Here is a 24,544-nt window from a genome sequence, read left to right as displayed (position 1 = left end):
GCTTCGGTTCTGGCGCGCAAACAATGGCGCTGCCTGGTACTACAAACAAATCAATCCGCTTAAAAACAGGTAACGAGTGCATCACACACACCGTAGTTATCGTCCACCACCGGCATCCAGCGCCATTTGTCAAAGGTGGTGCAGGGGTGGGAAATGCCCAGCGCCACCAGGTCGCCGACCTTGAGCGCCGCATGCGCGGGGCCTTCGCCACGCAGGTAGGCATGCTGGTCGTTGAGCGCGGTGACCTTCCAGTCGGCAGGCACGGCCACAGGCGCGGCGCCGGGCGCACTGACGGTCGACAGCGGGATGGGCAGCTCCAGGTCATAAGACAAATCGCGCCGACCCACGGCCAGGATGGCCAGGCCGGGCTCGGGGCAGGACTGCACCGTGGCCCAGACTTCGATGGCGGGTTTGAGGCCATCGCTGTCGTGCAGGCGGGCATTCACGGAGCTGACCAGGCGCTTGTAGTTGCCGTGGTCATGCGTCACGTAGCAGCCCGAACGCAGCAGGCCGCGCACCGGCTTGGAAAGTTTGGGGGTGAGCCAGCCGCTCACCAGATCAAAGATGGCCGAGCCGCCGGCTGTCATCAGCACTTCTTCGCTGTCGAACAGGCCCTGCTGGTCGCAGGCCAGGGCAATGCCGCAGACGCGCTGCATCAGCGTGTCGGCATAGGCTTTGTCGTTTTCAGAGTTGCCGGTGGCGCCCTGTCCCTCGTAGGTTTCGATGCCCACCAGGCGGCAGGCCGGGCTGGCGTGAATAGCCGCGGCCAACGCCATCGCATCGGCATCGGTGCGCACGCCGGTGCGTGCGCCCATCACGCCGATCTCCATCAGCACTTCAAAAGGCGACACCACTTGCGCGGCGTTTGCTTTGAACCAGGCTTCAATCAGCGCGAGCTGGGCTTTCGAATCCACCAGGAAGACGATGCGCAGGCCGGGGTACTCACGCAGCATGCCCTGGATGCCGGCCAGGTCGACGGCATTAACCACCTGGTTGGCGATGATGAGACGCTTGGCGCCTGCGGTGATGCCGGCGCGCATCTGCGAAACGGTGGCGAAGGTCAGGCCCCAGGCGCCTTCGTCGAGCTGGCGCTGCAGCAGTTGCGGCGACATGGTGGTCTTGCCGTGCGGCGCCATGTCCACGCCCTGGCCCTTGGCAAAGCGCTGCATCCAGCCGAGGTTGTGTTTCATCGCTGACTGTTTGACGATGGCCAGCGGCAGCGGCAGATCGCCCTTGAGCACGTTCCAGCCCTGTTTGGCCATGTCGGAGCGGCGCACCGGCGCGCTGTTGTGCGGAAAGCCCTTGTAGCTGCGATCAATCTGCGGGTCGAGAAGGTCTTGCAAGGTGGTCATAAAGTGAATCAGATTATCAGGCGGCCATCAGCACGGGCACCGCGAGGTCGTCACGGATGCAGGCCTTGAAACGGCCCTGGCCCATGTCGCGCAACTCGGGGCGGGTGGTGGAGCAGGCGTCGATCGCGTGCGGGCAGCGGGTGCGGAACACGCAGCCTGAAGGCGGGTTGACGGGGCTGGGGATGTCGCCCTTGAGCGCGATGCGCTCGCTCTTGTGTTCCGGGTCAGGCTTGGGCGAGGCAGCCAGCAAGGCCTGCGTGTAAGGATGCAGCGGGCGCGCAAACAGCTCGGCGGTGGGCGCGACTTCCATCACGCGGCCGAGATACAGCACCACCACGCGGTCGCACAAATACTCGACCACGTCGAGGTCGTGCGAAATGAAGAGCATGGTCAGCGAGAGGCGGTCGCGCAGGTCGCACAGCAGGTTGACCACCTGCGCCTGGATGGATACGTCAAGCGCCGACAGCGGCTCATCGGCCACGATGAACTCGGGCTCTACCGCCAGGGCGCGTGCCACACCAATGCGCTGGCGCTGGCCGCCTGAGAACTCGTGCGGGTAGCGCGCGGCGTGCTCGGCGCGCAGGCCGACCAGCTCCAGCAACTCGGCAATGCGCTTGTCGCGCGCTTCTTTGCCTTTGGCCAGGCCGTGCACTTGCAGGGCTTCGCCGAGGATGTCTTTCACCCGCATTTTGGGGTTCAGGCTGGCGTACGGGTCCTGAAAAATCATCTGCAGCTTGCTGCGCAGTGCGCGCATGCGGCTGCTCGAGGCCGTGCCCAGGTCTTCACCGCGGTACAGCACCTGGCCGGAGGTCGCTTCAATCAGGCGCAGCAGCGTGCGGCCGATGGTGCTTTTGCCGGAGCCGGATTCACCGACCAGGCCCAGCGTCTCACCGGGCTGGATACTGAAAGAAACATCATCCACCGCACGCACAGGCTTGGCGGGTGCGCCGAAATAACGCTGGAGGTTTTTGACCTCAATCAAGGGTTGGTTCTGCGCGCTCATGCGGACTCCACCGTGGCGGTTGCTGTTTCTTCCACACGAATGCATCGCGCGGCGCGGGTGGGGCCTGCCGCAAGCAACGCGGGCATGGCGCTTTTGCAGGAGGCAATGGCCAGATCACAGCGGGGCTCAAACGCGCAGCCCGGCGGCGGCGCCAGCGGGCTGGAAACCTGGCCGCGGATCGCATAGAGGCGGCGCTTGGCGCCGGTCTGGCCGCTGGCGAATTCGCGCTTGCGCTGTTGCGCGGGCAGGCAGGCCAGCAGGCCTTGGGTATAGGGGTGGCGCGGCTGGGCAAAGAGTTCGCGCACAGGCGCGGCTTCCACAATGCGGCCGGCGTACATCACGGCCACATCGTCGGCATGGTGGGCCACCACGCCGAGGTTGTGGGTGATAAACAGAATGCTCATGCCGGTCTCGGACTGCAGGCGGCGCATCAGCTCAAGGATCTGCGCCTGAATAGTGACGTCGAGCGCGGTGGTCGGCTCATCGGCGATCAGCAGCGTGGGGTTGCACGCCATGGCCAGCGCAATCATCACGCGCTGGCGCATGCCGCCCGAGAGCTGGTGCGGGTATTCGTGCAGGCGCTGCTTGGCGGCCGGAATCTCCACCAGCTCCAGCATGCGCAGTGCATGGGCCAATGCGGCCGCGCGGTCCAGCCCCATGTGCAGGCGCACCGATTCGGCGATCTGCTCGCCCACGGTGAAGACCGGGTTCAGGCTGGTCATGGGCTCCTGGAAGATCATCGCGATTTCATTGCCGCGAATGCGCCGCATCTCGGGCTCGGGCAAGGACAGCAAGTCCAGCGTCTGGCCGGCGCGGTTGGTGAACATCGCTTCGCCGCTGACTTGCGTGGAGGCGGTGCGCGACAGCAGGCGCATCAGCGTGAGGCTGGTCACCGATTTGCCGGAGCCGGACTCGCCGACCAGCGCGGTGGTCTTGCCGGGGCGGATGCTGAAGCTCACGTCGGCGACCGAGCGGATCAGGCCTTCGTCGGTGTCGAAGAAGGTGCTCAGGTGGCGCACGTCGAGGCGTGTGCCGGCTGGAAGGGGTGTGGGGGAATTCATGGGGTCGTTCTTTTGATCGACTTGCTTACATCGATTTTTTGAGCCGCGGGTCCAGCAAGTCACGCACGCCGTCGCCCAGCAGCTGCAGCGACAGCGCCGTCAGGATGATGGCCAGGCCCGGGAAGAGCACGATCCACAGCGCCTCGTGCGCATACTGCTGGCTGCCCGCGACCATGGTTCCCCACGTCGGGATTTCAGGCGGCACGCCCACACCGAGGAAGGACAGCGCGGCCTCGGCCAGGATGGCATAGGCAAAGATGAACGAAGCCTGCACCAGGATGGGCGACATCAGATTGGGCAGGATGTGGCGCAGCAGAATGCGCCCTGTCGAAACGCCCACGGCGCGCGCGGCTTCGACAAACAGCAGCTCGCGCACCACCAGCGTGGAGGCACGCACCACACGCGCCACGCGCGGCGTGTAGACCAGCACCAGCGCAAACACCACGTTGAGCATGGACGGCCCGAGGATGGCCACCAGCGCGATGGCCAGCAGGATGTCGGGGAAAGACATCATCGCGTCGACCACCCGCATGATGGGCGCGTCGAGCCGGCGGAAGAAGCCGGCGACGAGGCCGAACAGCGTACCCAGCGCGATGGAGCCGATGGCCGTGAGCGCCGCAATCGTCAGCGAATAACGTGCGCCGAAAGCAATGCGCGCAAACAGGTCGCGGCCCAGCTCGTCGGTGCCCAGCAGATGCTTGGCCGTGGGCGCGGAGAGGCGCTCGCGCACCGCCGTGTCGTTGGGGTCGTAGCCGCTGACCACATTGGCCAGCAGCGCAACGGCGACCACGATCAGCAGGCAGATGCCGGCCGCCAGCACGATGCGGCGGCGGAAGAGTTTTTTCAGCGTGAGTGGGATCTTCATGGCTCAGTACTTCACGCGAGGGTCGACCAGCATGTATAGAAGGTCGGTCAGGAAATTGATCACCACATAAATCATGGCAATCACCAGCAGCGCGCCCTGGATGACCGGGTAGTCGCGGCGCAGCACGGCGCTGACCACCAGGTTGCCAACGCCGGGCAGGCCGAACACGGTTTCGGTCACAACAGCGCCGCCAATCATGAGCGCGACCGTCAGGCCCAGCACGGTGACGATGGGCACTAGCGCATTGCGCAGCGCGTGCTTGAGCACCACCACGTTTTCAGACAGGCCCTTGGCGCGTGCGGTGCGCACATAGTCTTCACCCAGCACGTCTAGCATGGAGGCGCGGGTGAAGCGGATGATGAGCGCCGAGTTGAGCACACCCAGCACCACCGAGGGCAGCACCAGGTAATGCATGCGCTGCGCCAGCGTGGCGCCCGGGTCGCCATAGCCGGAGACCGGGAACCAGCCCATGGAGACGGCAAAGATCTGCATCAGCACCAGGCCGAACCAGAAGCTCGGGATGCTGGCGCCCAGCATGGCAAAGCCAGTGAAGAGCTGGTCGATGAATTTGCCGCGAAAGACCGCCGACACGATGCCGCAGGGCACGCCGATCACCGCCGCGATCAAGACCGACAGCAGCGCCAGCAAGGTGGTGGGCTCGGCCCGCTCCCACAACGCCTGGGTCACAGGGCGCTGCAAAAAGATGGACTGGCCCAGGTTGCCCTGTGAGAGCTCTTTGAGCCAGTAGCCGAACTGCACGGGCAGCGGTTTGTCCAGCCCGTAGAGCTTTTGCGCGCTGGCAATGTCTTCGGCCGTGGCCTGGTCGCCCAGCAGCACCGCGATCGGGTCGCCCGACGCGGCGCGTGTGAGGACAAAGACGATGACGGCGACCAGCGCCATCACCACCAGCATGCCCATGACTCTTGACAACAAATAGCGGGTCATGACCTTGGTTTTTCAGCAGTGGGGGTGTTGTTATTTATGGGGAGAGCGTTTCATTCCAGTTCGTCCTGAGCCTGCCGGGAGACTTGTAGTTTCGACAGGCTCAAGTGAACGGATCTGGCGCTCTTAGTTCTTCAGGCCAGCGTTCCAGAAGAACGGCCAGGTCGAGGGGACGTAACCCTGCAGCGCTGGGGATTTAGCCGACAGGCTGTTGAACTTGCCGACGTTGATGTAAGGCACTTCGTCGTACACCACCTGTTGCACCGCACCCCAGAGGGCGCCGCGCTTGGCGGGGTTGGTTTCCTGGTTCAGCGCGGCCAGCGTGGACTGCTTGGCAGGAGACGACCACCAGCCCGGCGCACCGTCGCCCAATTGCGGCGGCGACAGCATGGGCTCTGGGAACTGGCCCGAATGGGTGATGTAGATGTCCCACAGCTTGGAGTCGCCGCGGCGCTGCACCAGCGTGGCCCAGTCGACCACATTGAGCTCGGCCTTGAAGCCGGCGCGCTTGAGCTGCTCGGCCATGATCAGCGCCATGTTGTAGTGGAAGTCGTACTGGCGGCTGGTCAGGATGCGGATGGTCTCGCCCTTGTAACCGGCGGCGGCCGACTGGCCCTTGGCCTTGGCGGCGTCGCGCTCGTTGTACAGGTTGGAGCCGGCGGTCGAGTAGAACGGCGTGCCCTTGGGGAAGTGGTTGGGTTCCGCGGTGAAGAAGCGCGTGTCGCCGAAACCGGCGGCCAGCATTTCACCCACGCCAAAGCTGGTCTGCACCGCCTTGCGCAGCGGCAGCGAGGCCATCACGCCTTCCTTGGTGTTGAACACGAAGTAGGGAAAGCCGAAGGACGGCGTGAGGATGGGCACCGTCTTGCCACCGGATTTTTCCAGGCGGCCGAGGGCTTCGGTGGGCAGCAGGTCGGCAAAGTGGTACTGGCCGGCCAGCGAGCCTTCGACGCGGGTGTTGGCGTTGGGCACAGGGATGAAGCGCAGCTCTTCAGCCACGGCAACCTTTTTGCCGCCATAACCGCTGGCCGCTTCCTTGCGGGCCGAGTACTGGTCGAACTTGGTCAACAGCACGTACTGGTCGGGGCGGCGCTCCTTGAACTTGTAGGGGCCGGTGCCAATGAAGTCTTTCAGCGGCGTGGCAATCGATTCCTTGGCCATGATGGCGGCCATGCCGGAAGGCAGCGCCAGCTGGGGCAGCAGCGGCGCGTAAGGCGCCTTGAGGACGATTTCAACGCCGTTGGCGCCGCTGGCCGTCAGGCTGTCGATTTCCTTGGCAAGCGCCTTGCCGCGCGGCGAGACTTCCATCCAGCGTTTCAGGCTGAGCACCACGTCTTCGGAGTTGAGTTCGCGGCCGTTGTGCAGCATGACGCCCTTGCGCAGGGTGATGCTGTAGCGCTTGCCGTCGGCCGAGACCTTGGGCAGGCTTTCGGCCAGCATGGGGATCATTTTCCAGTTGGCGTCGAAGGTGTAGAGCGGCTCATACACGTGCTGCATGATGGTGGCCGTCAAATCGGCGGTGGTGGCCATCGGGTCCAGCGTGGCGGGCTCGGCGATCATCGCCAGGTTGAGCGCCGATTTGGAAAGTGCCTGGGACTGTGCGGTCATCGGCAGCAGGGCCGAACCACTCGCCACCAGGGCCAACGCAACCGCCGTGCGACGGCTGATCAAGAACTTTTGCAGCATGCCGATCTCCTTAAAAGTGAAAGTAATTTTCAACTTGCAAAGAATATGCCACCCAAAAATACCTATAAATTGGTATAAACCCTAGGAAATAGGCCTTGAAACTGAAAATATATTTCAGTTTCGGGTTTATGCTGCATGGCTTTGGGGCGTTGCGCCCCGCCTGCTGCGGCCCTTTGCACCACTTGTGGGTGTGAAGGCCGCTCCCTTTGTTGACCGCCCGTAGCTGCGCACGGCAGTTACCCATTGTTTACCTATTAAGGAGTCTTCGCAATGTCCGCACTTGAATACCTAGGCAACCCCCCTATCGCCTCCGACCACCAGCCCCGCCCTTTTTCACCCGCCGTGCGTGCCGGTGATTTTGTGTACGTGTCCGGCCAGGTGCCCGGCGACGAAAAAGGCGAGATCGTGCAAGGCGGCATTGAAGTGCAGACCCGCCAGGTGATGAAAAACATCCAGGCCGCGTTGGCCCTGGCCGGCTGCACGCTGGACGACGTGTGCAAGACGACGGTGTGGTTGCAGGATGCGCGGGATTTTGGGAGTTTTAACCGGGTGTATATGAGTTATTTTTCGGGCGGTAAACCGGCCCGGTCTACTACTGAGGCTCGGTTGATGGTTGATGCTCGGGTTGAGATTGATGTGGTTGCGTATAAGCCTAAGGGCTGAGGTCTGTTGTTGATTTGATGGACGCTTGCTCTGCTGAGGGTTGCTGGCCGGGGGTTGCCCGGCGGCAACTCACTTTCTTTTGCTTCGCCAAAAGAAAGTAAGCAAAGAAAAGGCGACCCGCAGTCTGGGTCCCTACGCTTCGCTACGGGCAACCTGCGGTGCTCGAGCCAGCCAGGACGGGGCAATCGGGAACGGGGACCAAATACCAACAAGGACTCGCCGTGGCGAGTCCTTGTTTCTTCTGGTATTCGGTATTTGTATTCGGCTGTTTGGCTGTTCGGTATTCCTTCCCCACCCCCTTCTGTATGCGCCGAGGAGCGGAGGTCCAGACGGATAAGGGCAAAAACTTGTTTGAGCCGAAGGCGAGTTGTTTTTGACCCCGTCTGGACCGAGCACCGCAGGTTGCCCCGGAGCGCAGCGCAGGGGACGCAGACAGTAGGGTCGCCTTTCTTTTGCTTACTTTTCTTTGGCGAAGCAAAGAAAAGTGAGTCGCCGCCGGGCGACCCCGGCCAGCAGCTCTCAGCAGAAGGCGCGCAGGCCGGAGCAACACCCGGCGAAAACAAGAAAACTAAACCCCATCCCAGGTCGCACCCCGATACCAAGCATGGTCAGCCATCCGCAACATAGGCTTATCCCCCCCCGTATCCCCATAGGCATACAACATCATCCCCTCCAGCGCCGCAGCACCAAACCGCCCAGTCACCCAGGCTTTGAGCCGCAGTACCTTTTGCTCGCCATAGCAATTGGGCGTCCGCATACGGCCCGTCAGGCGCGCGGAATCCCCTTCGCCCTCGACTTCCATCTCAGTGCAGATCAGCGCATCAAACCCCAGCTGCGCTGCCACGCGCGGCAGATAGATATCAGGCGAAGCACTCACCATCACGCAGCAATGACCGGCTTCCTTGTGCCAGGCCAGACGAGCCATGGTGGCTTCGCGCAACTGGCCGGGGAAATCCTGCGCCAGCCAGCGGGTAGTCCAGTCTTCCATTTCTTTGAGGCTGCGGCCGGCCAGTGTGGACTGCATGAGCTTGCCTTTGGCGACATCGTTGGGCACCACGCGCAACGCATAACCAGCCAGCCAGGGTGAGCAACGCAGCAAGGCTGCCAGAAAGCGCGGCCAGCCCAGGCCGCGTGCCAGGAAAGGCACGAAGGTGTCGCGCTGGGTCAGTGTGCCGTCGAAGTCGAAGGCGGCCACCACCAGCGGGGTGTCTGGTGCGCTTACCTCGGGCATCGCGCCTGGCCGCAATAGCGTTCGCAAAAAGGGCAGCCCGTCATGGGCAGCCAGGTGGGGATGTTGAAGTAGCGCTTGAAGGCCACGCCCAGCACGCCTTCGCGATACGCGGGGTAGTTAAAGCCTTTGCCTTCCACCGCGTAAAAGGGAACGCCGTTTTGCTCAAAGGCGAGCTCGCGCACCGACTCGAAGTAGGGCGCAAATTCTTCCAGGCGCGGCTTGTCGGCGACGATGATGCGCACCGTCTTGCCCTGGTAAAGCGAAAAATCGACCAGCATGTCGTCTTGCCGTGCGTGGAACTTGCCGACGCCGAACACCGGCATGTACTGGCGGCGCTCAAAACCGAAAATCGACGCGGGTGTGTAGGCCTCGCCCATCAGCACCACGCCGGGCGCCGTTACCTGTTGCAGCATCTCGGCGGTTTTGTAGCTGCGGATGATTTGTGGATACAGCTTTGTGCTGCGCCAGGTGTCTAGCGAGGTCATGTACAGCCCCGCCACCACCAGCACATGCAGGCCGGCAAACACGGCCAGGCCTTTGGCGCAGGCCTTGAGCCTGTCGGCCGGCAGTGCGAATGCCAGAAACGCAAAACCGAAGGGATAAAACGACAGCACCCAATGCAGGCCAATGACCTTCTTGGCCGAGAGCAGCGCAAAAAACAGCAGCGGCACCACCACCAGGCAGGCCAGCAGGCGCTGCGAGCGGGCGGTGGCCACCAGCGCCTGGCGGTACCTGAAGGCCATCCACACCGCCACGGGGGTGATGAGGTAAACCATCATGCCGATGTAGGTCAGCGGTTTGCGCCACTCGAACACCGCATCTTCATTGCGGTTGTACACATTGAACATGATGTTGGACCAGCCATGCGACATGTTGTAGGCGATGTTGATGGCCGGGCCGGGCAAGGCGCACAGCACCAGCAACGCAAAACCGGCCAGCCGGTCGCGGCGGTACAGCACAAAGTAGACGAAGTATGTGAAGCCCAGCACCACCGAGAAGTATTTGGACAGGAAAGCGCAGCCCAGGAAGAAACCCGACAGGGCATAGAGGCCCCAGGCGGCGCGGTCCAGCTGTGCGCGGCGCTCGGCGCGCATGAGCGCGGCGACCGACAGCGCCGACCAGAAGATCAGCGGCGTATCGGTGGTGATCAGGGTGTTGAGCCAGTTGAGCGGAGCGAGCCAGAAGAACAGCACGGCCCAGGCGGCGCGCACTTTGCCCGCCGGCTTGAGCGCCCACCACAGCGCCGCGCCCAGCGCCAGCGGCAGCAGCACGATGGGCAGGCGTATGGACCAGAGGCTGTCGCCCAGCGTGGCGCGCATCAGCGCGATCAGCCAGCCCACCATGGGCGGGTGGTCTGAATAGCCCCAGTCGGGGTACACACCCCACCAGTAAAAGAAGGCCTCATCGCCGGTGACCGGAAAGGTGACGGCAATCCAGAACCGCAGCAAGAGCGAGAGCAGGCCTGCTGCCAGCAGCCAGCGGCTCAGCGAAACGGGAAAGGCGGCGGTGTCGTGGTTCTGGGGCATGAAACTCGGGACTCGGGGGAATCTGTGTGGCGGCCCTGCAAGGGGCAGGCAATGGCAGGAAACGGCAGGAGATGGCAGGAGATGGCAGGAAAAAAGGCCAGCGGGCCTAGCGAAAGCTGATTTCCTTGCGGATGGCCGCACTATAAAGCAAGGCCACCACGCCAATGCCCACAGCCAGCCAGAGCGTGAGCAGCCGCACCAGCACCGTGATGGACAAGGCGGCAGCCGGCGTGGCGCCCTGCGCCACCAGCAGGCCGGTCAGCACGGCCTCGGTGCCGCCCAGCCCGGCCGGCAGCGCCGACAAAGCGCCGGCCACCATGGCCACCGCGTAAAAGCCGGTGGCCGTCAGCAACTCAAGCTGCACATTCATGGCGCGGCAAACCAGCCAGACAGCCAGGCCCTGCGCCGCCCAGGCCGCCAGCGTGAGGCCAAACCATAGCCAGGGGCGAACCGATAGGCAATACCAGGCCTCGCGCAGCCAGGGGAGGCCCGCAAAAACCCGGTCCCGGTGTTTGAAGAGCAGGCCCAGAATCGCCAGCAGCACCAGCGCAGCGGCGGCCAGCAGACTGGCTATCAAGGTTGACGCAGCCTGCAGCGCGCCGTGCCCCAGAACCCAACCCAACGCCGGCAGGCACAGCAACAGCAGGCACAGCAAGTCGGCCAGGCGCTCAGCGCCGAAGATGGCCAGGCTTTGCGCCGCGCCCAGCGGCTGGCGTGCCAGCATGAGCCCACGCACGGCCTCACCGACATTGCCCGGCGTGGGCGTAAAGGCATAGCCCGCCAGGTAAAGGCGCAGGCCCTGCACCAGGCCGAAGTGGCGCCCGTAACGCCCCATCCAGAATCGCCAGCGCAGGCCGCGCAGCAGGTAATTGAGCAGGCACAGGGCCGCAGCCTGCGCGCCTGTGGCTGACCAGAGCAAGGCGAGCGAGGTTTTGGGGCTGTCGCCCCAGATCAGCAGCACGGCGGCGTATGCGGTGGCCACCACGCCGAGCACCAGCAAGAGCCGCTTGAATGGCAGGCCGCCCGCTGCGGACTTTGCGCCTGCGAAATCGGCCTTGGGTCTCACAGCCGGTGGCTCAGGAAGATGGCCAGCCACAACACGCCGGCCGCCAGTATCCAGGGGTCGCGCAGCATGTCGCGCGCCACGTCTTCACCGCGGCCGCGGTGCACCTGGTAGGTGTAGCGCAGCATGCCGAAGATGACCACCGGGACGGTGTAGAGCAGGCGCTCGCCGTGCTGCAGCTGGGCTTCGGGGCTGGTGGCAAAGAGGCTGTAGGTGGCCAGGGTGGCGGTCATGGTGACGGCCATGAAGGTGTCCAGCAGCGCCGGCGGGTAGTGCGCCAGCACGGCGCGCTGGCTGCCTTCTTCATGAAAGCTCTCGGCCTTGCGTTTGGCAAAACCCAGGAACAGCGCCACAAAAATGCCGGTGAGCAGCAGCCAGCGCGACGGCGGGATGCCGACGGCCACGGTGCCGGCCAAAAGCCGCAACATAAAGCCCGAGGCGATGATGGAGACATCGACCACCGGCACCTGCTTGAGCCGCCAGGAATACGCCAGGTTGAGCACCGTGTAGACGCCGAGCAGCGCCAGCAGGGTGCGGTTGCCGGCGGCCAGCAGCAGGCCCGCCACCAGCAGCAGTCCGGCCAGCACCAGCGCCACCGGCACGGCCACCGCGCCGCTGGCCAGCGGCCGGTGCCGTTTGGTGGGGTGCAGGGCGTCGCTCGCGCGGTCGTGCCAGTCATTGATGATGTAGACCATGCTGGAGAGGCAGCAGAAGGCAGCGAAGGCGTAGAGGACGCGCAGGTCCAGCGCGGTGTCCTGCCAGTTCTGGCTGAAGACCAGGCCGGCAAAAACAAAGACGTTTTTCAGCCACTGGTGCGGCCGCATGAGCCGGATCAAGGCCAGCGGTGAGGAGGACGAAGATGTCATCGGCAAGGGGGAAGGAAGGGGAAAACACCCCGTGGGAAAGCGGGCTTCAAGCATAACTGACGGGCAGGCAGCGCACATTAGCGAATACGGCCAAAATGAGGCCATGTCTCTCGCCCCCTCCCCCACCCTCACTCCCGCCACCCTGCCCGCCGTCTCGCCCCATGCCCTGCAACTGATCCAGGCCCTGGTGCGCATGAACACGGTCAGCGACAACAGCAACCTCGAGCTGATCCATTTCGTGCGGGACGAGCTCAAAAAACTGGGCGTGGCCAGCCGCATCACCACCAATGCCGCCAAGACCAAGGCCAACCTCTTCGCCACACTGGGTGAAGGCAAGCCCGCCGGCATCATCCTCTCAGGCCACACCGACACCGTGCCCTGGGACGGCCAGGACTGGACGCTGGACCCGCTGTCGGCGGCCATTAAAGATGGCCGGCTCTACGGCCGCGGCAGCTGCGACATGAAGGGTTTTATCGGCATGGCGCTGGCGCACGCCGGGGAGTTCATGAACAGCCAGGCGCCCTTTGCGGTGCACCTGGCGCTGAGTTATGACGAGGAAGTCGGCTGCCTGGGCGTGCGGGAGCTGATCGCCGACATGAAGGACGCCGGCATCGCGCCGCTGGCCTGCATCGTCGGCGAGCCCACCAGCATGGTGCCGGCCACGGCGCACAAGGGCGTGTACCGCTACAAATGCTGCGTGCGCGGCAAAGAGGCGCACTCTTCGCTCACGCCGCAGTCGGTGAACGCCATTGAGATGGCGGCGCGCGTGGTCGGCAAGCTGCGCGACATGGGCGAGGGCTTTGAGGCCAACGAGCCGCGTTATGAAGGTTTTGACGTGCCCTTCAGCACCACCAGCGTGGGGCAGTTCCACGGCGGCATTGCCGACAACGTGGTGCCGCGCGATGCCGAGTTCCGTTATGAATTCCGCAACCTGCCCACTGCCGATGCGCATGCGATGCAAAAAGAAGTCGTCGCTTATGCGGAGCGTGCGCAGCCGGCGATGAAAAAGATCGCGCCCGACGCGGGCTTCAGCTTTGAGACGATTTGTGAGGTGCCCGCCTTCCTGGGCTCGGCCGGCGATGCGGTGACGCAATTGGCACAGCGACTGGCCCGCACCAAAGAAACCACGCTGGTCGCCTTCGGCACGGAGGCGGGCCTCTTCAAGGACGCCGGCATTCCCACCGTGGTGTGCGGCCCCGGCAGCATCAACCAGGCGCACCAGCCTGATGAGTATGTGAGCCTGGAGCAACTGGCCCGCTGCCAGGACTTTATGCACGGCCTGCTGGCCACGCGGCAAATTGCCTGAATAAAAAAACGCCCGGGCAAGCCGGGCGTTTTGTTTGAGGACTGGCTCTACCAGGCGATCAGGTTCGCACCCGGCCGTCGCCAGTCAGCATTGAAAGCTCCACGAAGCTCGACGCCACATGGTCTGTCGGCGAGAACGACACCGAGAACCCGCCCAACGACTGCGTGCCTATGCTTTCCAGGCCGGAAATCAGCGATTCGCGGGTGATCTTGGCGCCGCCGCGCCTGATTCCATCGACCAGCACCTTGGCGGCCACATAGCCTTCCATGCTGGAGAAGTTGATCTGCGCGTCCTTGCCGGCGGCCTTCACGGCCTCCACAAACTCGCGCGCAATCGGGCGGGCCGTGTTGTAGGGCGAAGGCATGACCTGCGACACCACGACGCCCGCGCCGTCCTTGCCCAGCTCGTCAGCCAGCGCCTGCGTGCCGACAAAAGACACGTTGTAGAAAGTGCCTCCGTAGCCGGCCTTGCGGGCCTCGCGGATAAAGGCGGCGCAAGCCTTGTACGCGCCGATCTGCACCACCGCATCGGGGCCTGCGGCCACCAGCGTGCTGACGGCCTTGGCCACATCGACCGAATTGCGCTCGACCGTTGCCGTCGCCACAGGCTTGAGGTTCTGCGCGCCCAGGGCCAGCACAACACCGTCCAGCCCGGCTTTGCCGTAGGCATCGTTCTGGTGAAACACCGCGATCTTTTTCAGCCCCAGGGAGGTCAGCTGCTTGACGATCAGGCCGGTCTCGTCGTTGTAGGAAGCACGCACATGAAAGGCGTATTTGTTGAACGGCTCGCGCAGCGCCATGGCGCCGGTAAACGGGGCGATAAAGGGAACCTTGTCTTTCGTGGCCATCGGCAGCGCGACGATGCTGGTGGGCGTGCCGATGTAGCCGAAGAGCGCGAACACGTCTTCGTCGATCAGCTTGCGGGTGTTCTCGCCGCAGCGGGTAGGCTCGTAGCCGTCGTCCATGTTGCGGATTTCAATCAGGCGCTTGCCGATGCCGCCCTGGGCGTTGACCTGGTCGAGATAGACCTTTGCGCCCTGGTAAAACTGGATACCCAGCTGAGCGGCCGGCCCGGTAAACGGCGCCGACTGGCCCAGGATGATCTTGTCGGTCTGCGCGTGGGCGATGTTGAAGCCGCCCAGCATGGACGCGCCGACGGCGGTGGAAAAAGTTCTGCGTGTGAGGTTCATGCCGTAATTCTCCCAATGCTATGTACGTCTATTTCAAGTTGTAACAAAACCGTAAGAAACAACCGTGAGATACGTCACCACTTTGGCTCTAAACCAGGCCAATTCGTCAGTAATTTGCCAGTTTTTGCAGCATTCGTCCAACAATCCCTTCAATTCCGGCCAATCCCGGTGGCCGGCCATCACAGGGTCTGCGAGGTCTGCTTATTCCTGTTTATTCACGCACCCGCCCGGTCGCGTCGACCAGGCTGAGCTCTACCAGCTTGGAGCCCACGCGGTCGCCGTCAAAGTGCACGCGAAAACCGCCCAGGTTCAGGTCCTGCATGGTGTCCAGCGCCTTGCGCAGTTTGGCGCGGGTCGGGTCCTTGCCGGCCTTGCGCAGGGCTTCGGTGAAGGTCCAGGCGGCGATATAGCCTTCAAGCATGTAGACATTGGACTTGCCCAGCTTGGCGGCGGCGGCATCGGCCTGCAGCTCGCGCACCAGGATGCTTTTGGCGTTGTCCGACTTGGGCGTGACCCGCACCACCACCACGCCGGCGCCGGCCGCGCCCAGTTGCTCGGCCAGCAGGCTTTCGCCGGTGTTGGAAAAGCCATAGATGGGCCCGCGAAAGCCTTTGGCGCGCAGGTCGCGTATCGCGTTGGCGGCGCCTGAGGCGTCGCTGATCACCAGCACCGATTCGGGTTTTTTGGCCAGCACCTGGTCGACGCTGGTGGCGATGCTGCCACCTGACAGCGGCGACTTGGCCACCAGGTTGGCGCCCAGCCCGCCCATGGTGCGCTCGGCCGAGTCCAGCGCGGCGAGCGACTCCGCGTCCCTGCCGTGCAGGATGGCCAGCTTGCGCATGCCCAGGGTCTCGGCGTGGCGCGTGATCACCGCGGCCTCTTCCGAGTAGCCCGGCCGCACCGAATACACATTGGGGTAGAGCGAGCCGCGCAGCTCATCGGCGCCGGCCATGGGGGCAAACAGCAGCACGTCGCTGTCTTTGAGCAGCGGATTGACGGCTGTGACCTGCGGCGAGCCGTAATAGCCGAACAGCGCGAACACCTTCTGGTCGAGCAGCTTTTTGGTGTTGGCCACGGTGGTGTCGGGGTTGCCTGCGTCGTCCAGCGTGCTGAGTTCGATCTTGCGGCCGTTGATGCCGCCGCCCGCATTGACGCGGTCAAAGTAAAGGCGGGCGCCTTGCGCAAAAGGCATGGCCAGCGTGGCGCCGGGCCCGGTCATGGCCAGGGACTGGCCCAGCGTGACGGCGGTCTTGCTGACGCCGTCTTGCGCCTTGACCCCTGGGACCGCCAGGATGGCCAGGGCCGCTACCATGGTGATTCTGGCAACGGCCTGGAACGCGCGCGCTCCGTTTATTGTTGTTGTCATGATGTGTCTCCCCCGGGGTGCCCCGATGACTGTCAATATAGAGTTGAACCATGAGCAATACCATCAGCATCTCCCCTATCGCTAACCCTGATAGCAAAGCCGGCCAGAGCAGCCACGCCGCAGGCCCCGCCCAGGTGCGCGGCGCCTGCCCGCATGACTGCCCCGACACCTGCTCGCTATTGACGACGGTGGAAGGCGGCATCGCCACGCGCGTGCAGGGCAACCCCGACCACCCCCACACCGGCGGTGTGCTGTGCAACAAGGTCTCGCGCTACACCGAGCGCACCTACCACCCCGAGCGCCTGCTGCAGCCGCTCAAACGCAGCGGCCCCAAGGGCAGCGGGCAGTTCGAGCCGGTGAGCTGGGAAGCCGCGCTGGCCGATATCGCGGCCCGCCTCAAGCCCATCGCCGCGCGCGACCCGGAAGCCATAGTTCCCTACAGCTATGCCGGCACCATGGGCCAGGTACAGGGCGAAAGCATGGCGGGGCGCTTCTTCCACAAGCTGGGCGCCTCTTTCCTGGACCGCACCATTTGCGCATCGGCCGGCGGCGAAGCCCTCACGCAGACGCTGGGCGGCAAGGTCGGCATGCGGGTGGAATTTTTCGCGGAGTCCAAACTCATCATCATCTGGGGCAGCAACTCCATCGGCAGCAACCTGCATTTCTGGCGCTATGTGCAGCAGGCCAAGCGGGCCTGCGCAAAGCTTGTCTGCATAGACCCGCGCAAAAGCGAAACCGCCGAGAAATGCCATGAGCACATCGCGCTGCTGCCCGGCACCGACGCGGCGCTGGCGCTGGCGCTGATGCACGAGCTGATCACCCACGACTGGCTGGACCATGACTACATCGCGCAGCACACGCTGGGCTGGCAAGACCCGGACGGCGGGCTGCGCGAGCGTGCCTTGCAATGGAGCCCGGAGCGTGCCGCCGCCGTCTGCGGCGTGCCGGCAGAACAAATCCGCGCGCTGGCCCGCGATTACGGCGAATGCATGGTGAACAAGCAGCCCGCGGCCATACGCCTGAACTACGGCATGCAGCGCGTGCGCGGCGGCGGCAATGCGGCCCGCGCCGTTGCCTGCCTGCCCGCGCTGACGGGCGCCTGGCGGCACCGCGCCGGCGGCGTGCTGCTCAGCAGTTCGGGGCTCTTTCCGGTCGACAAAGCCGCCCTGCAGCGGCCGGACCTGCTCAATGGCCGCCAGCCGCGCACCATCAACATGAGCACCATCGGCAACGCCCTGCTGGAGCCCGCATCCAGGGAGTTCGGCCCGAAGATCGAGGCGGTGATTGTCTACAACAGCAACCCGGTGGCGGTGGCCCCTGAGTCGGGCAAGGTGGTGCAGGGCTTTGCGCGTGAAGACCTGTTCACCGTGGTGCTGGAGCACTTCCAGACCGACACGGCCGACTACGCCGACTACATCCTTCCGGCCACCACCCAGCTGGAGCACTGGGACGTGCACAGCGCCTACGGCCACACCGATGTGCTGCTGAACCGCCCCGCCATCGCACCCATGGGCCAGGCCAAAACCAACACGCAGATCTTTCGCGAACTGGCCGCGCACATGGGCTTTACCGAACCCTGCTTTACCGACAGCGACGAGCAGCTGTGCCGCGCCACGTTTGGCGACAAGGTGGACTTCCAGCAACTGCTGGACACCGGCTTTGCCACGCTGGCATTGCCCGATGCACCCTTTGCCGCCGGCAACTTCCCCACGCCTTCGGGGCGCTGCGAGTTCTTCAGCGCGCGCCTGGCCGCAGCGGGCATAGGCGGCCTGCCCGAGCATCTGCCCAACCATGAGGCGGCCGGAACGTCTGTGCAGTTCCCGCTGGCGATGATCTCGCCGCCGGCGCGCAACTTCCTCAATTCCACCTTCGTCAATGTGAAAAGCCTGCGCGACATCGAAACCGAGCCGCTGCTGGAAATCCACAGCGACGACGCCGCGCTGCGCGGCATCACCAGCGGCGCCATCGTCAAGGTCTTTAACGAACGCGGCGAGTACCGCGTCAAGGCCGAAGTCTCCGCACGGGCGCGCCCGGGCGTGGTCAACGGCATGGGCATCTGGTGGCGTAAGGCCGGGCTGGACGGCACCAACGTCAACCAGCTCACCAGCCAGCACCTGACCGACATGGGCCGCGGCCCTGTCTTCTACGACTGCCTGGTTGAAGTGCAGCGCGAAACAGAGGCTGCCTGAGCGCCGACGTGAAACCCACCACGGTTAAACGGACACTTGCCGCGGCCCTGGTGGCAACGCTGGGCTTGCTCGGTCTCGCGGGCTGTGCCGACCTCGGTTACTACTGGCAGTCGGTGAGCGGCCATCTGCAAATGCTCAATGCGGCCCGTCCGGTCGATGAATGGCTGGGTGACGCCCAGGCGTCCGAGCAGCTCAAAACCCGGCTGGCGCTGGCGCAGCGCATCCGCAGCTTTGCGGTGACTGAGTTGAAGCTGCCCGACAACCCCAGCTACCGCCGTTATGCTGACCTGCGCCGCAGCGCCGTGGTGTGGAACGTGGTGGCCGCGCCGGAGTTTTCGCTTACCCTCAAAACCTGGTGCTTTCCGGTCACGGGCTGCGTCGGCTATCGCGGTTACTTCAACGAAGCCGAGGCGCGCGCCGAAGCCGAGCGACTCAAGGCCGAGGGTCTGGAGATCAGCGTCTACGGCGTGCCGGCCTATTCCACGCTGGGCTGGATGAACTGGGCCGGCGGCGACCCGCTGCTCAGCACCTTTATCGGTTACCCCGAGGGCGAGCTGGCCCGGCTGATCTTTCATGAGCTCTCGCACCAGGTGGTTTACGCCAAGGACGACTCCATGTTCAACGAGTCCTTCGCCACCGCCGTCGAGCGCATGGGCAGCCAGCGCTGGCTGGACAGCGAAGCCCTGCGCGGCAACGACAAGGCCCGCCAGGACTACGCCGTGTTCGACGGGCGGCGCCGGCAGTTCCGCGCGCTGGCGCTGGCCACACGGCGCGAGCTGGCGGATATCTATGAAGAAAACAAGGCTTCCGCCGGGGTTGGATCTGGGTCTGGGCAGGCAGCGATGAAATCAGCAGCCATGCAGCGCTTTCGCGATGAGTACGCGAAGCTCAAAGCCTCATGGGGCGGCTTTGCCGGCTACGACCCCTGGGTGGCGCGGGCCAACAACGCGGCCTTTGGCGCGCAGGCCGCCTATGATGAACTGGTCCCGGGCTTTGAAGCGCTGTTCGAGCGCGAAGGCCGCGACTGGCAACGGTTTTATGATGCGGTGAAAAGGCTGGCCAGCCTGCCCAAAGAAGAACGGCGCAAGGCGCTTCAAACCAACAACACGGACAACAAAACGGAGACACCGAATGGCTGACATCCACATCCAGCGCGCGCACACCCTGGGCCTTGCCGAGGCGCGCAAGATTGCTTTCAAGTGGGCCGAGCAGGTCGAAGAAAAGTTCGACATGGAATGCACCTATGAAGAGGGCAAGACGGAAGACCTGGTCAGCTTTAGCCGCTCGGGTGTCAGCGGCACGCTGGTGGTCACCAAAGACAGCTTTGACCTCAACGCCCAGCTCGGCTTCCTGCTGGGTGCCTTCAAAGACAAGATCGAAGGCGAGATCGTGAAGAACCTGGACACGCTGATCGCAAAGAAGCCCGCCGCCAAAAAAGCCCCGACCAAGAAAAAGGCCGGCTGACATTCAAGGGCGTCAAGGGCGCTACCCGTGAGCTACAACCTCGCCCGTTTTGACCTGGTGTCTGTGCGCCTGGCCGTTGCCTGCGCGCAAACCGGCAGCCTGACGGCGGCGGCCCGGGGCTCGCACCTGGCGCTGGCCGCGGCCAGCCGGCGCATCCGCGAACTGGAAGACGCGCTGGGCGAGGCGCTGTTTGAGCGCCACCCGCGCGGCCTCTTGCCCACGGCGGCCGGGCGCGTGTTCGTCAAACACGGCCTCACCTTGCTGCAAACCATGGAGCAACTGGGCGGCGAGCTGTCCGACCTGCGGCGCGGCATCGCGCGCCACATACGCCTGTGCGCCAGCAGCGCCGCCATCAGCCAGTTTTTGCCGCCGCTGCTGGCGCGCTACGGCGAGCTGCATCCGCAGGTGCACATCGACCTGGAAGAGCAGGTGTCGGAAGCCGTGGCGGCTACGCTGCGTGAAGGCCGGGCCGATGTAGCGGTGTTTGTGGAGGGGCCCGACACCACGGGGCTGGATACGCGCCTGTTCCGCGAAGACGAGCTGGTGCTGATCCTGCCGGCCGGCCATGCGCTGGCGGGCAGCAAGGTGCCGCTGGCCTTTGTCGATGCGCTCGACGAAGAATGGATCAGCCTGACCGCCGGCGCCGCCATGCTGCAAAAGCAGCAGCAGGCCGCGCTGGCCGCCAACCGGCCGCTGAAGCTGCGCATGCAGGTGCGCAGCTTTGACGCCGTCTGTCACATGGTGGCTTCGGGCCTGGGCGTGGCCATCTTGCCCAAAGCCGCAACCCTGCCCATGGTCAAAAGCATGAAGCTCGGCTGGCGGCCGCTGGCCGACGCCTGGGCCCAACGCCGACTGCTGACGGCCACCATGGTCGGCCAGTCCGATGCGGGCATTGCCTCGCTGGTGGACTTTTTGAGCCCCAAAGCCGCCCTGCCTTCGCAAAACGCGAAACCCAAGGCCCCAAAGCGCAAATAGACGGGGCCGGATCGCGGCGGCACACTGCCGCCCATGCCCTCTCCTGAAAAATCCCCCGCAGCTTCCGTCAACACGCCCGGCCAGGGCCCGCTTGCCGGGCTGAAAGTGCTGGAGCTCGGCCAGCTGATTGCCGGCCCCTTCGCCGCCAAGACGCTGGCGGACTTCGGCGCCGACATCATCAAGATTGAAACGCCGGGCGCGGGCGACCCGCTGCGCAAATGGCGCTTGCTCAAGGACGGCACCTCGGTGTGGTGGCAGGTGCAATCGCGCAACAAGCGCTCGGTGGCGCTGGACCTGAAGAGCCCCGAAGCGCAGGCCATCGTGCGCCAGCTCGCGCTTGACGCCGATGTGCTGATCGAAAATTTCCGCCCCGGCGCCATGGAAGGCTGGGGCCTGGGGCCCGACGAATTGCTGGCGCTGAACCCGCGCCTCATCATGCTGCGCATCAGCGGCTACGGCCAGACCGGCCCCTACCGCGACAAGCCAGGCTTTGGCGTGGTGGCCGAGGCCATGAGCGGCCTGCGCCACCTGACGGCCGAGCCGGGCCGCGTGCCGGTGCGCGTGGGGGTGAGCATAGGCGACACACTGGCTGCGCTGCACGGCGTGATCGGCATCCTGCTGGCGATGCAGGAGCGTCAGCGCTCCGGCAAAGGCCAGGTGATCGACGTGGCGCTCTATGAGGCAGTCTTCAACTGCATGGAAAGCCTGCTGCCCGAATACAGCGCTTTTGGCGCGGTGCGCGGCGCGGCCGGCAGCGCCCTGCCCGGCATCGCGCCCAGCAATGCCTATCTGTGCAAGGACGGCGGCTATGCGCTGGTGGCCGGCAATGGCGACAGCATCTTCAAGCGATTGATGGCCACCATTGGCCGCGGCGACCTTGGCAGCGACCCGGCGCTGGCCGACAACGCGGGCCGCGTCGCGCGCGTAGCCGAGATCGACGCAGCCATCGGCGAGTGGACCTTGGGCCTCACGGTCGACGAGGTGCTGGCCGCGCTCGACAAGGTATCCGTGCCCGCAGGCCGCATCTACACCGTGGCCGACATCGCCGCCGACCCGCACTACCAGGCGCGCGGCATGCTGGATGAAGTGCAGATGGACGACGGCAGCCTGCTGGCTGTGCCGGGCATCGTGCCCAAGCTCTCACGCACGCCGGGCGGGCACCGCCGCAATGCGCCGCAAGTCGGGCAGGACACCGATGCGGTGTTGCGGGAGATCGGGCTTTCTGCCGAACAGATCCAGGTGCTCAAGGACAAAGGCATTGTTGCCGGGAAGGACGGCAACGCATGAGCACCGCGAAACGGATTTACTTCAATGAAGTCGCCACGCGTGACGGCTTTCAGATCGAACCCAGCTTCATCCCGACCGACGACAAGATCGCCCTGGTCGACGCGCTCAGTGAGTGCGGTTACGCCAAGATCGAAGTGACATCGTTCACCTCGCCCAAAGCCATCCCCATGCTGCGCGATGCGGAAGAGGTGATGGGTCGCATACGCCGTGTGCCCGGTGTGGAATACACGGTTCTGGTGCCCAACCTGCGCGGGGCGGAGCGCGCCCTGGAGTCGCGCGCCGATGAGCTCAACCTGGTGATGTCGGTATCGGAGACGCACAACCTGGCCAACCTGCGCATGCCGCGCGAGAAAAGTTTTGCCGCGCTGTCCGACGTGATTCGCCATGTCAACGGCCGCACGCCTATCAATATTTCTCTCTCGTGCTGCTTTGGCTGCCCGATGGAAGGTGATGTGCCCGAAGCAGAAGTGCTGCGCTGGGCCGACCGCTTTGCCGCCTTTGGCGCAGACCGTGTGCGCGGCCTCACGATTTGCGACACCACCGGCATGGCGCACCCCGCGCAAGTCAGCCGCATGGTGGAGGTGCTGCAGCAGCGCTTTGCCGGCCTGCAACTGACCCTGCACTTTCACAACACACGCGGCATGGGCCTGGCCAATGTGCTGGCAGCCGTGCAAGGCGGCATCACGCGTTTTGACGGCTCGCTGGGCGGGCTGGGTGGCTGCCCTTACGCGCCCGGCGCCAGCGGCAACATCAGCAGCGAAGACGCGGTTCATATGCTGGACGCGATGGGTTACGACACCGGCATGGACATTCCCAGGCTGTTGGACGTAGCGAGGCAGATGCCTGCCATCGTCGGCCATGAGGTGCCCGGCCAGGTGGCCAAGGCAGGTCGCATCACCGACCTGCATGCTCCGCCGCCTTATGTGGCTGAGCTAAGGGCAGCCTCGGCATGATCAGGCAGCTGGATCATCTGGTGTTGACCACCGCAGATGAAAAAGCCTGCGTGGACTTCTACACCCGCGTGCTTGGCATGACGCTGGAAACCTTCATAGGCGGCACACCGCCCGTGGAACGCAAGGCCTTCAAGTTCGGCCAGCAAAAGATCAACCTGCATGTCAAAGGACGCGAGTTCGAACCCAAGGCCCATCTGCCGGTTCCGGGTTCGCTGGACCTGTGCTTTCTGGCCGACGTTCCCCTTGCCGAGGTGATCACCCGGCTTGAGCGCGAGCGCTGGCCGGTGATTGAAGGCCCGGTGCTGCGCACTGGCGCGACGCAAAAGATCCGCTCGGTCTATGTGCGTGACCCCGACCTGAACCTGATCGAAATTTCCGAACCCGCCTGAGAGCGGGGCCCTGAAGCCCCTTACCCCCATTCATAAACCAAGACAGGAGACAAACCATGACTTTCATTTCACGCAGAACACTGCTCACCGTTGCCGGGCTCAGTACCGCCGCCTGGCTGAACCCGGTGCGCGCGCAAGTGGCCGGCAAGCCCATCACGCTGGTGGTGCCCACGGCGGCCGGTGGCACCACCGACATTGCGGCGCGCATGCTGGCCGAGCCGCTGGGCAAGATTTTGCAGACCTCGGTGATTGTGGACAACCGCGGCGGCGGCAACGGCAACATCGCCGGCCAGCTGGTGGCGCGCGGCCCGGCCGACGGCACCAGCCTGCTGGTGCAGTACTCGGGCTACCAGTGCATCACGCCGCTGATCCAGCCGGTGCCCGGCTTTGACCCGGCAACCAACCTCAAGCCGCTGGGCCATTTGATCGACGCGCCGCAACTGCTGGTGGTGCGCGGCAACTTTCCGGCCGACAACTTCGCGGACTTCATCAAATACGTCAAGGCCAACCCGGGCCGCGTCAACTACGCCTCCAGCGGCAACGGCTCGCTGCAACATGTGACGACCGAGCTGCTCAAGGACCTGACCAAGACCTTCATGGTGCATATCCCTTACCGCGGCACCGGCCCGGCGCTGAACGACCTGCTGGCCGGCACGGTGGACTTCACCATCACCACGCCGCCGCCGCTGCTGCCGCACATCCGCGCGGGCAAGCTCAAGGCGCTGATGGTGACCGGCCGCACCCGCCTGGCCGCGCAGCCCAATGTGCCGACCGCCATCGAAGCGGGCGTGCCGCTGGTGGCATCGTCGTGGTTTGCGGTTTATGGGCCAACGGGGCTGTCCGCCGACTTGCAGGGCCGGCTCTCGCTGGCGATCAAACAGGTGGTGGAGTCGGGCGATTTCAAGAAACGCGCGGAAGAGCAAGGCGCAAAAGCGGTGGTCATGACCGGCGCCGAGCTGGGCACCCTGGGCGACAACGAACGCAAGATGTGGGGGCGGATTGTGAAGCTGGCGAACATCAAAGCCGATTGACCGGCGCTTGTTCTGGCACTGGGTATTTTGCTGAGGGTTGCTGGCCGGGGGTTGCCCGGCGGCAACTCACTTTCTTTTGCTTCGCCAAAAGAAAGTAAGCAAAGAAAAGGCGACCCTACTGTCTGCGTCCCTGCGCT

The 24,544-nt window shown here is 64.5% G+C and carries 22 protein-coding genes; 10 read left to right on the top strand and 12 right to left on the bottom strand.

Features of this window, described 5'->3' with window-relative positions; translation table 11 throughout:
* Positions 1–59: 59 nt before the first annotated feature.
* From BM408_RS22280 to BM408_RS22255, 6 genes are all read right to left on the bottom strand, one after another.
* Complete coding sequence (locus BM408_RS22280; protein WP_092132864.1) at positions 60–1,352, bottom strand: alanine racemase; 1,293 nt, start codon at positions 1,350–1,352, stop codon at positions 60–62.
* Between the two features lie 16 nt (positions 1,353–1,368).
* Complete coding sequence (locus tag BM408_RS22275; RefSeq protein ID WP_092132862.1) at positions 1,369–2,355, bottom strand: ABC transporter ATP-binding protein; 987 nt, start codon at positions 2,353–2,355, stop codon at positions 1,369–1,371.
* On the bottom strand, positions 2,352–3,416 hold the full coding sequence (locus tag BM408_RS22270; protein ID WP_092132861.1) for an ABC transporter ATP-binding protein: 1,065 nt from the start codon (positions 3,414–3,416) through the stop codon (positions 2,352–2,354). The genes BM408_RS22275 and BM408_RS22270 overlap by 4 nt, the downstream gene beginning before the upstream one ends.
* Before the next feature lie 25 nt (positions 3,417–3,441).
* The gene (locus BM408_RS22265) at positions 3,442–4,281 is read right to left on the bottom strand and encodes an ABC transporter permease (protein ID WP_092132859.1); all 840 of its coding nucleotides are present in this window, start codon (positions 4,279–4,281) and stop codon (positions 3,442–3,444) included.
* Positions 4,282–4,284: 3 nt separating this feature from the next.
* Entirely contained in the window at positions 4,285–5,226 is a 942-nt protein-coding gene (locus BM408_RS22260) for an ABC transporter permease (RefSeq protein WP_092132858.1), read from the bottom strand.
* A 123-nt stretch (positions 5,227–5,349) separates the two neighbouring features.
* The gene (locus BM408_RS22255; RefSeq protein ID WP_092132856.1) at positions 5,350–6,909 is read right to left on the bottom strand and encodes an ABC transporter substrate-binding protein; all 1,560 of its coding nucleotides are present in this window, start codon (positions 6,907–6,909) and stop codon (positions 5,350–5,352) included.
* 270 nt (positions 6,910–7,179) lie between these two features.
* Between BM408_RS22255 and BM408_RS22250 the strand changes: the two genes are divergently transcribed.
* The gene (locus BM408_RS22250; protein ID WP_092132855.1) at positions 7,180–7,572 is read left to right on the top strand and encodes a RidA family protein; all 393 of its coding nucleotides are present in this window, start codon (positions 7,180–7,182) and stop codon (positions 7,570–7,572) included.
* A 568-nt stretch (positions 7,573–8,140) separates the two neighbouring features.
* Here BM408_RS22250 and BM408_RS22245 read toward each other — a convergent pair.
* The 4 genes from BM408_RS22245 to BM408_RS22230 all read right to left on the bottom strand — a co-directional run bounded on the left by BM408_RS22245 (position 8,141) and on the right by BM408_RS22230 (position 12,258).
* On the bottom strand, positions 8,141–8,803 hold the full coding sequence (locus BM408_RS22245; RefSeq protein ID WP_092132853.1) for an HAD-IB family hydrolase: 663 nt from the start codon (positions 8,801–8,803) through the stop codon (positions 8,141–8,143).
* Positions 8,791–10,329, bottom strand: coding sequence for an ArnT family glycosyltransferase (locus BM408_RS22240; RefSeq protein ID WP_092132852.1), 1,539 nt, complete (start codon positions 10,327–10,329; stop codon positions 8,791–8,793). The genes BM408_RS22245 and BM408_RS22240 overlap by 13 nt, the downstream gene beginning before the upstream one ends.
* A gap of 106 nt (positions 10,330–10,435) precedes the next feature.
* Positions 10,436–11,395, bottom strand: a complete 960-nt coding sequence (locus BM408_RS22235) for a lysylphosphatidylglycerol synthase transmembrane domain-containing protein (protein WP_092132850.1) — start codon at positions 11,393–11,395, stop codon at positions 10,436–10,438.
* On the bottom strand, positions 11,392–12,258 hold the full coding sequence (locus BM408_RS22230) for a decaprenyl-phosphate phosphoribosyltransferase (RefSeq protein WP_092132849.1): 867 nt from the start codon (positions 12,256–12,258) through the stop codon (positions 11,392–11,394). The genes BM408_RS22235 and BM408_RS22230 overlap by 4 nt, the downstream gene beginning before the upstream one ends.
* A 103-nt stretch (positions 12,259–12,361) precedes the next feature.
* On the opposite strand from BM408_RS22230, the gene argE reads away from it, so the two are divergent.
* Complete coding sequence (argE, locus tag BM408_RS22225) at positions 12,362–13,564, top strand: acetylornithine deacetylase (protein WP_092132847.1); 1,203 nt, start codon at positions 12,362–12,364, stop codon at positions 13,562–13,564.
* A 58-nt stretch (positions 13,565–13,622) separates the two neighbouring features.
* Here argE and BM408_RS22220 read toward each other — a convergent pair whose 3' ends face one another.
* Both BM408_RS22220 and BM408_RS22215 read right to left on the bottom strand, forming a co-directional pair.
* The gene (locus BM408_RS22220) at positions 13,623–14,753 is read right to left on the bottom strand and encodes an ABC transporter substrate-binding protein (RefSeq protein WP_092132846.1); all 1,131 of its coding nucleotides are present in this window, start codon (positions 14,751–14,753) and stop codon (positions 13,623–13,625) included.
* Between the two features lie 211 nt (positions 14,754–14,964).
* Positions 14,965–16,119, bottom strand: a complete 1,155-nt coding sequence (locus tag BM408_RS22215; protein WP_092132844.1) for an ABC transporter substrate-binding protein — start codon at positions 16,117–16,119, stop codon at positions 14,965–14,967.
* 50 nt (positions 16,120–16,169) lie between these two features.
* Between BM408_RS22215 and BM408_RS22210 the strand changes: the two genes are divergently transcribed.
* Genes BM408_RS22210 through BM408_RS22175 form a run of 8 tightly spaced genes read left to right on the top strand, consistent with a single transcriptional unit; the run spans position 16,170 to position 24,407 of the window.
* Complete coding sequence (locus BM408_RS22210) at positions 16,170–18,308, top strand: molybdopterin-containing oxidoreductase family protein (RefSeq protein WP_092132843.1); 2,139 nt, start codon at positions 16,170–16,172, stop codon at positions 18,306–18,308.
* 8 nt (positions 18,309–18,316) lie between these two features.
* Positions 18,317–19,447, top strand: a complete 1,131-nt coding sequence (locus tag BM408_RS22205) for an aminopeptidase (protein WP_092132841.1) — start codon at positions 18,317–18,319, stop codon at positions 19,445–19,447.
* Entirely contained in the window at positions 19,440–19,772 is a 333-nt protein-coding gene (locus BM408_RS22200) for a polyhydroxyalkanoic acid system family protein (protein WP_092132840.1), read from the top strand. Before BM408_RS22205 ends, BM408_RS22200 begins: the two co-directional genes overlap by 8 nt.
* 27 nt (positions 19,773–19,799) lie before the next feature.
* Positions 19,800–20,747 (top strand): LysR family transcriptional regulator, encoded by a 948-nt coding sequence (locus tag BM408_RS22195; protein ID WP_092132838.1) that lies wholly within the window; start codon positions 19,800–19,802, stop codon positions 20,745–20,747.
* Between the two features lie 33 nt (positions 20,748–20,780).
* Positions 20,781–22,034 carry a CaiB/BaiF CoA transferase family protein gene (locus BM408_RS22190; protein ID WP_092132836.1) on the top strand — a complete coding sequence of 418 codons (1,254 nt, stop codon included), beginning with the start codon at positions 20,781–20,783 and terminating at the stop codon, positions 22,032–22,034.
* Positions 22,031–22,987: a hydroxymethylglutaryl-CoA lyase gene (locus BM408_RS22185; RefSeq protein ID WP_092132835.1), complete on the top strand. Its 957-nt coding sequence runs from the start codon at positions 22,031–22,033 to the stop codon at positions 22,985–22,987. Before BM408_RS22190 ends, BM408_RS22185 begins: the two co-directional genes overlap by 4 nt.
* Complete coding sequence (locus BM408_RS22180) at positions 22,984–23,376, top strand: VOC family protein (protein WP_092132833.1); 393 nt, start codon at positions 22,984–22,986, stop codon at positions 23,374–23,376. Before BM408_RS22185 ends, BM408_RS22180 begins: the two co-directional genes overlap by 4 nt.
* Positions 23,377–23,432: 56 nt before the next feature.
* Positions 23,433–24,407, top strand: a complete 975-nt coding sequence (locus tag BM408_RS22175) for a Bug family tripartite tricarboxylate transporter substrate binding protein (protein WP_092132832.1) — start codon at positions 23,433–23,435, stop codon at positions 24,405–24,407.
* The last annotated feature ends 137 nt before the right edge of the window (positions 24,408–24,544 follow it).

Origin of the sequence: Polaromonas sp. YR568, from assembly GCF_900116715.1 — a bacterium.
Lineage (GTDB): Bacteria > Pseudomonadota > Gammaproteobacteria > Burkholderiales > Burkholderiaceae_C > Polaromonas.
This window is presented reverse-complemented; position numbering and strand designations above follow the sequence as displayed.

Coding starts and splice junctions, on each gene's coding strand:
- BM408_RS22185 (WP_092132835.1), top strand. CDS start 22,031: ATGAGCACCGCGAAACGGATTTACTTCAATGAAGTCGCCACGCGTGAC.
- BM408_RS22175 (WP_092132832.1), top strand. CDS start 23,433: ATGACTTTCATTTCACGCAGAACACTGCTCACCGTTGCCGGGCTCAGT.
- BM408_RS22245 (WP_092132853.1), bottom strand. CDS start 8,803: ATGCCCGAGGTAAGCGCACCAGACACCCCGCTGGTGGTGGCCGCCTTC.
- BM408_RS22270 (WP_092132861.1), bottom strand. CDS start 3,416: ATGAATTCCCCCACACCCCTTCCAGCCGGCACACGCCTCGACGTGCGC.
- BM408_RS22280 (WP_092132864.1), bottom strand. CDS start 1,352: ATGACCACCTTGCAAGACCTTCTCGACCCGCAGATTGATCGCAGCTAC.
- BM408_RS22240 (WP_092132852.1), bottom strand. CDS start 10,329: ATGCCCCAGAACCACGACACCGCCGCCTTTCCCGTTTCGCTGAGCCGC.
- BM408_RS22265 (WP_092132859.1), bottom strand. CDS start 4,281: ATGAAGATCCCACTCACGCTGAAAAAACTCTTCCGCCGCCGCATCGTG.
- BM408_RS22210 (WP_092132843.1), top strand. CDS start 16,170: ATGAGCAATACCATCAGCATCTCCCCTATCGCTAACCCTGATAGCAAA.
- BM408_RS22250 (WP_092132855.1), top strand. CDS start 7,180: ATGTCCGCACTTGAATACCTAGGCAACCCCCCTATCGCCTCCGACCAC.
- BM408_RS22255 (WP_092132856.1), bottom strand. CDS start 6,909: ATGCTGCAAAAGTTCTTGATCAGCCGTCGCACGGCGGTTGCGTTGGCC.
- BM408_RS22220 (WP_092132846.1), bottom strand. CDS start 14,753: ATGAACCTCACACGCAGAACTTTTTCCACCGCCGTCGGCGCGTCCATG.
- argE (WP_092132847.1), top strand. CDS start 12,362: ATGTCTCTCGCCCCCTCCCCCACCCTCACTCCCGCCACCCTGCCCGCC.
- BM408_RS22275 (WP_092132862.1), bottom strand. CDS start 2,355: ATGAGCGCGCAGAACCAACCCTTGATTGAGGTCAAAAACCTCCAGCGT.
- BM408_RS22200 (WP_092132840.1), top strand. CDS start 19,440: ATGGCTGACATCCACATCCAGCGCGCGCACACCCTGGGCCTTGCCGAG.
- BM408_RS22190 (WP_092132836.1), top strand. CDS start 20,781: ATGCCCTCTCCTGAAAAATCCCCCGCAGCTTCCGTCAACACGCCCGGC.
- BM408_RS22230 (WP_092132849.1), bottom strand. CDS start 12,258: ATGACATCTTCGTCCTCCTCACCGCTGGCCTTGATCCGGCTCATGCGG.
- BM408_RS22180 (WP_092132833.1), top strand. CDS start 22,984: ATGATCAGGCAGCTGGATCATCTGGTGTTGACCACCGCAGATGAAAAA.
- BM408_RS22215 (WP_092132844.1), bottom strand. CDS start 16,119: ATGACAACAACAATAAACGGAGCGCGCGCGTTCCAGGCCGTTGCCAGA.
- BM408_RS22260 (WP_092132858.1), bottom strand. CDS start 5,226: ATGACCCGCTATTTGTTGTCAAGAGTCATGGGCATGCTGGTGGTGATG.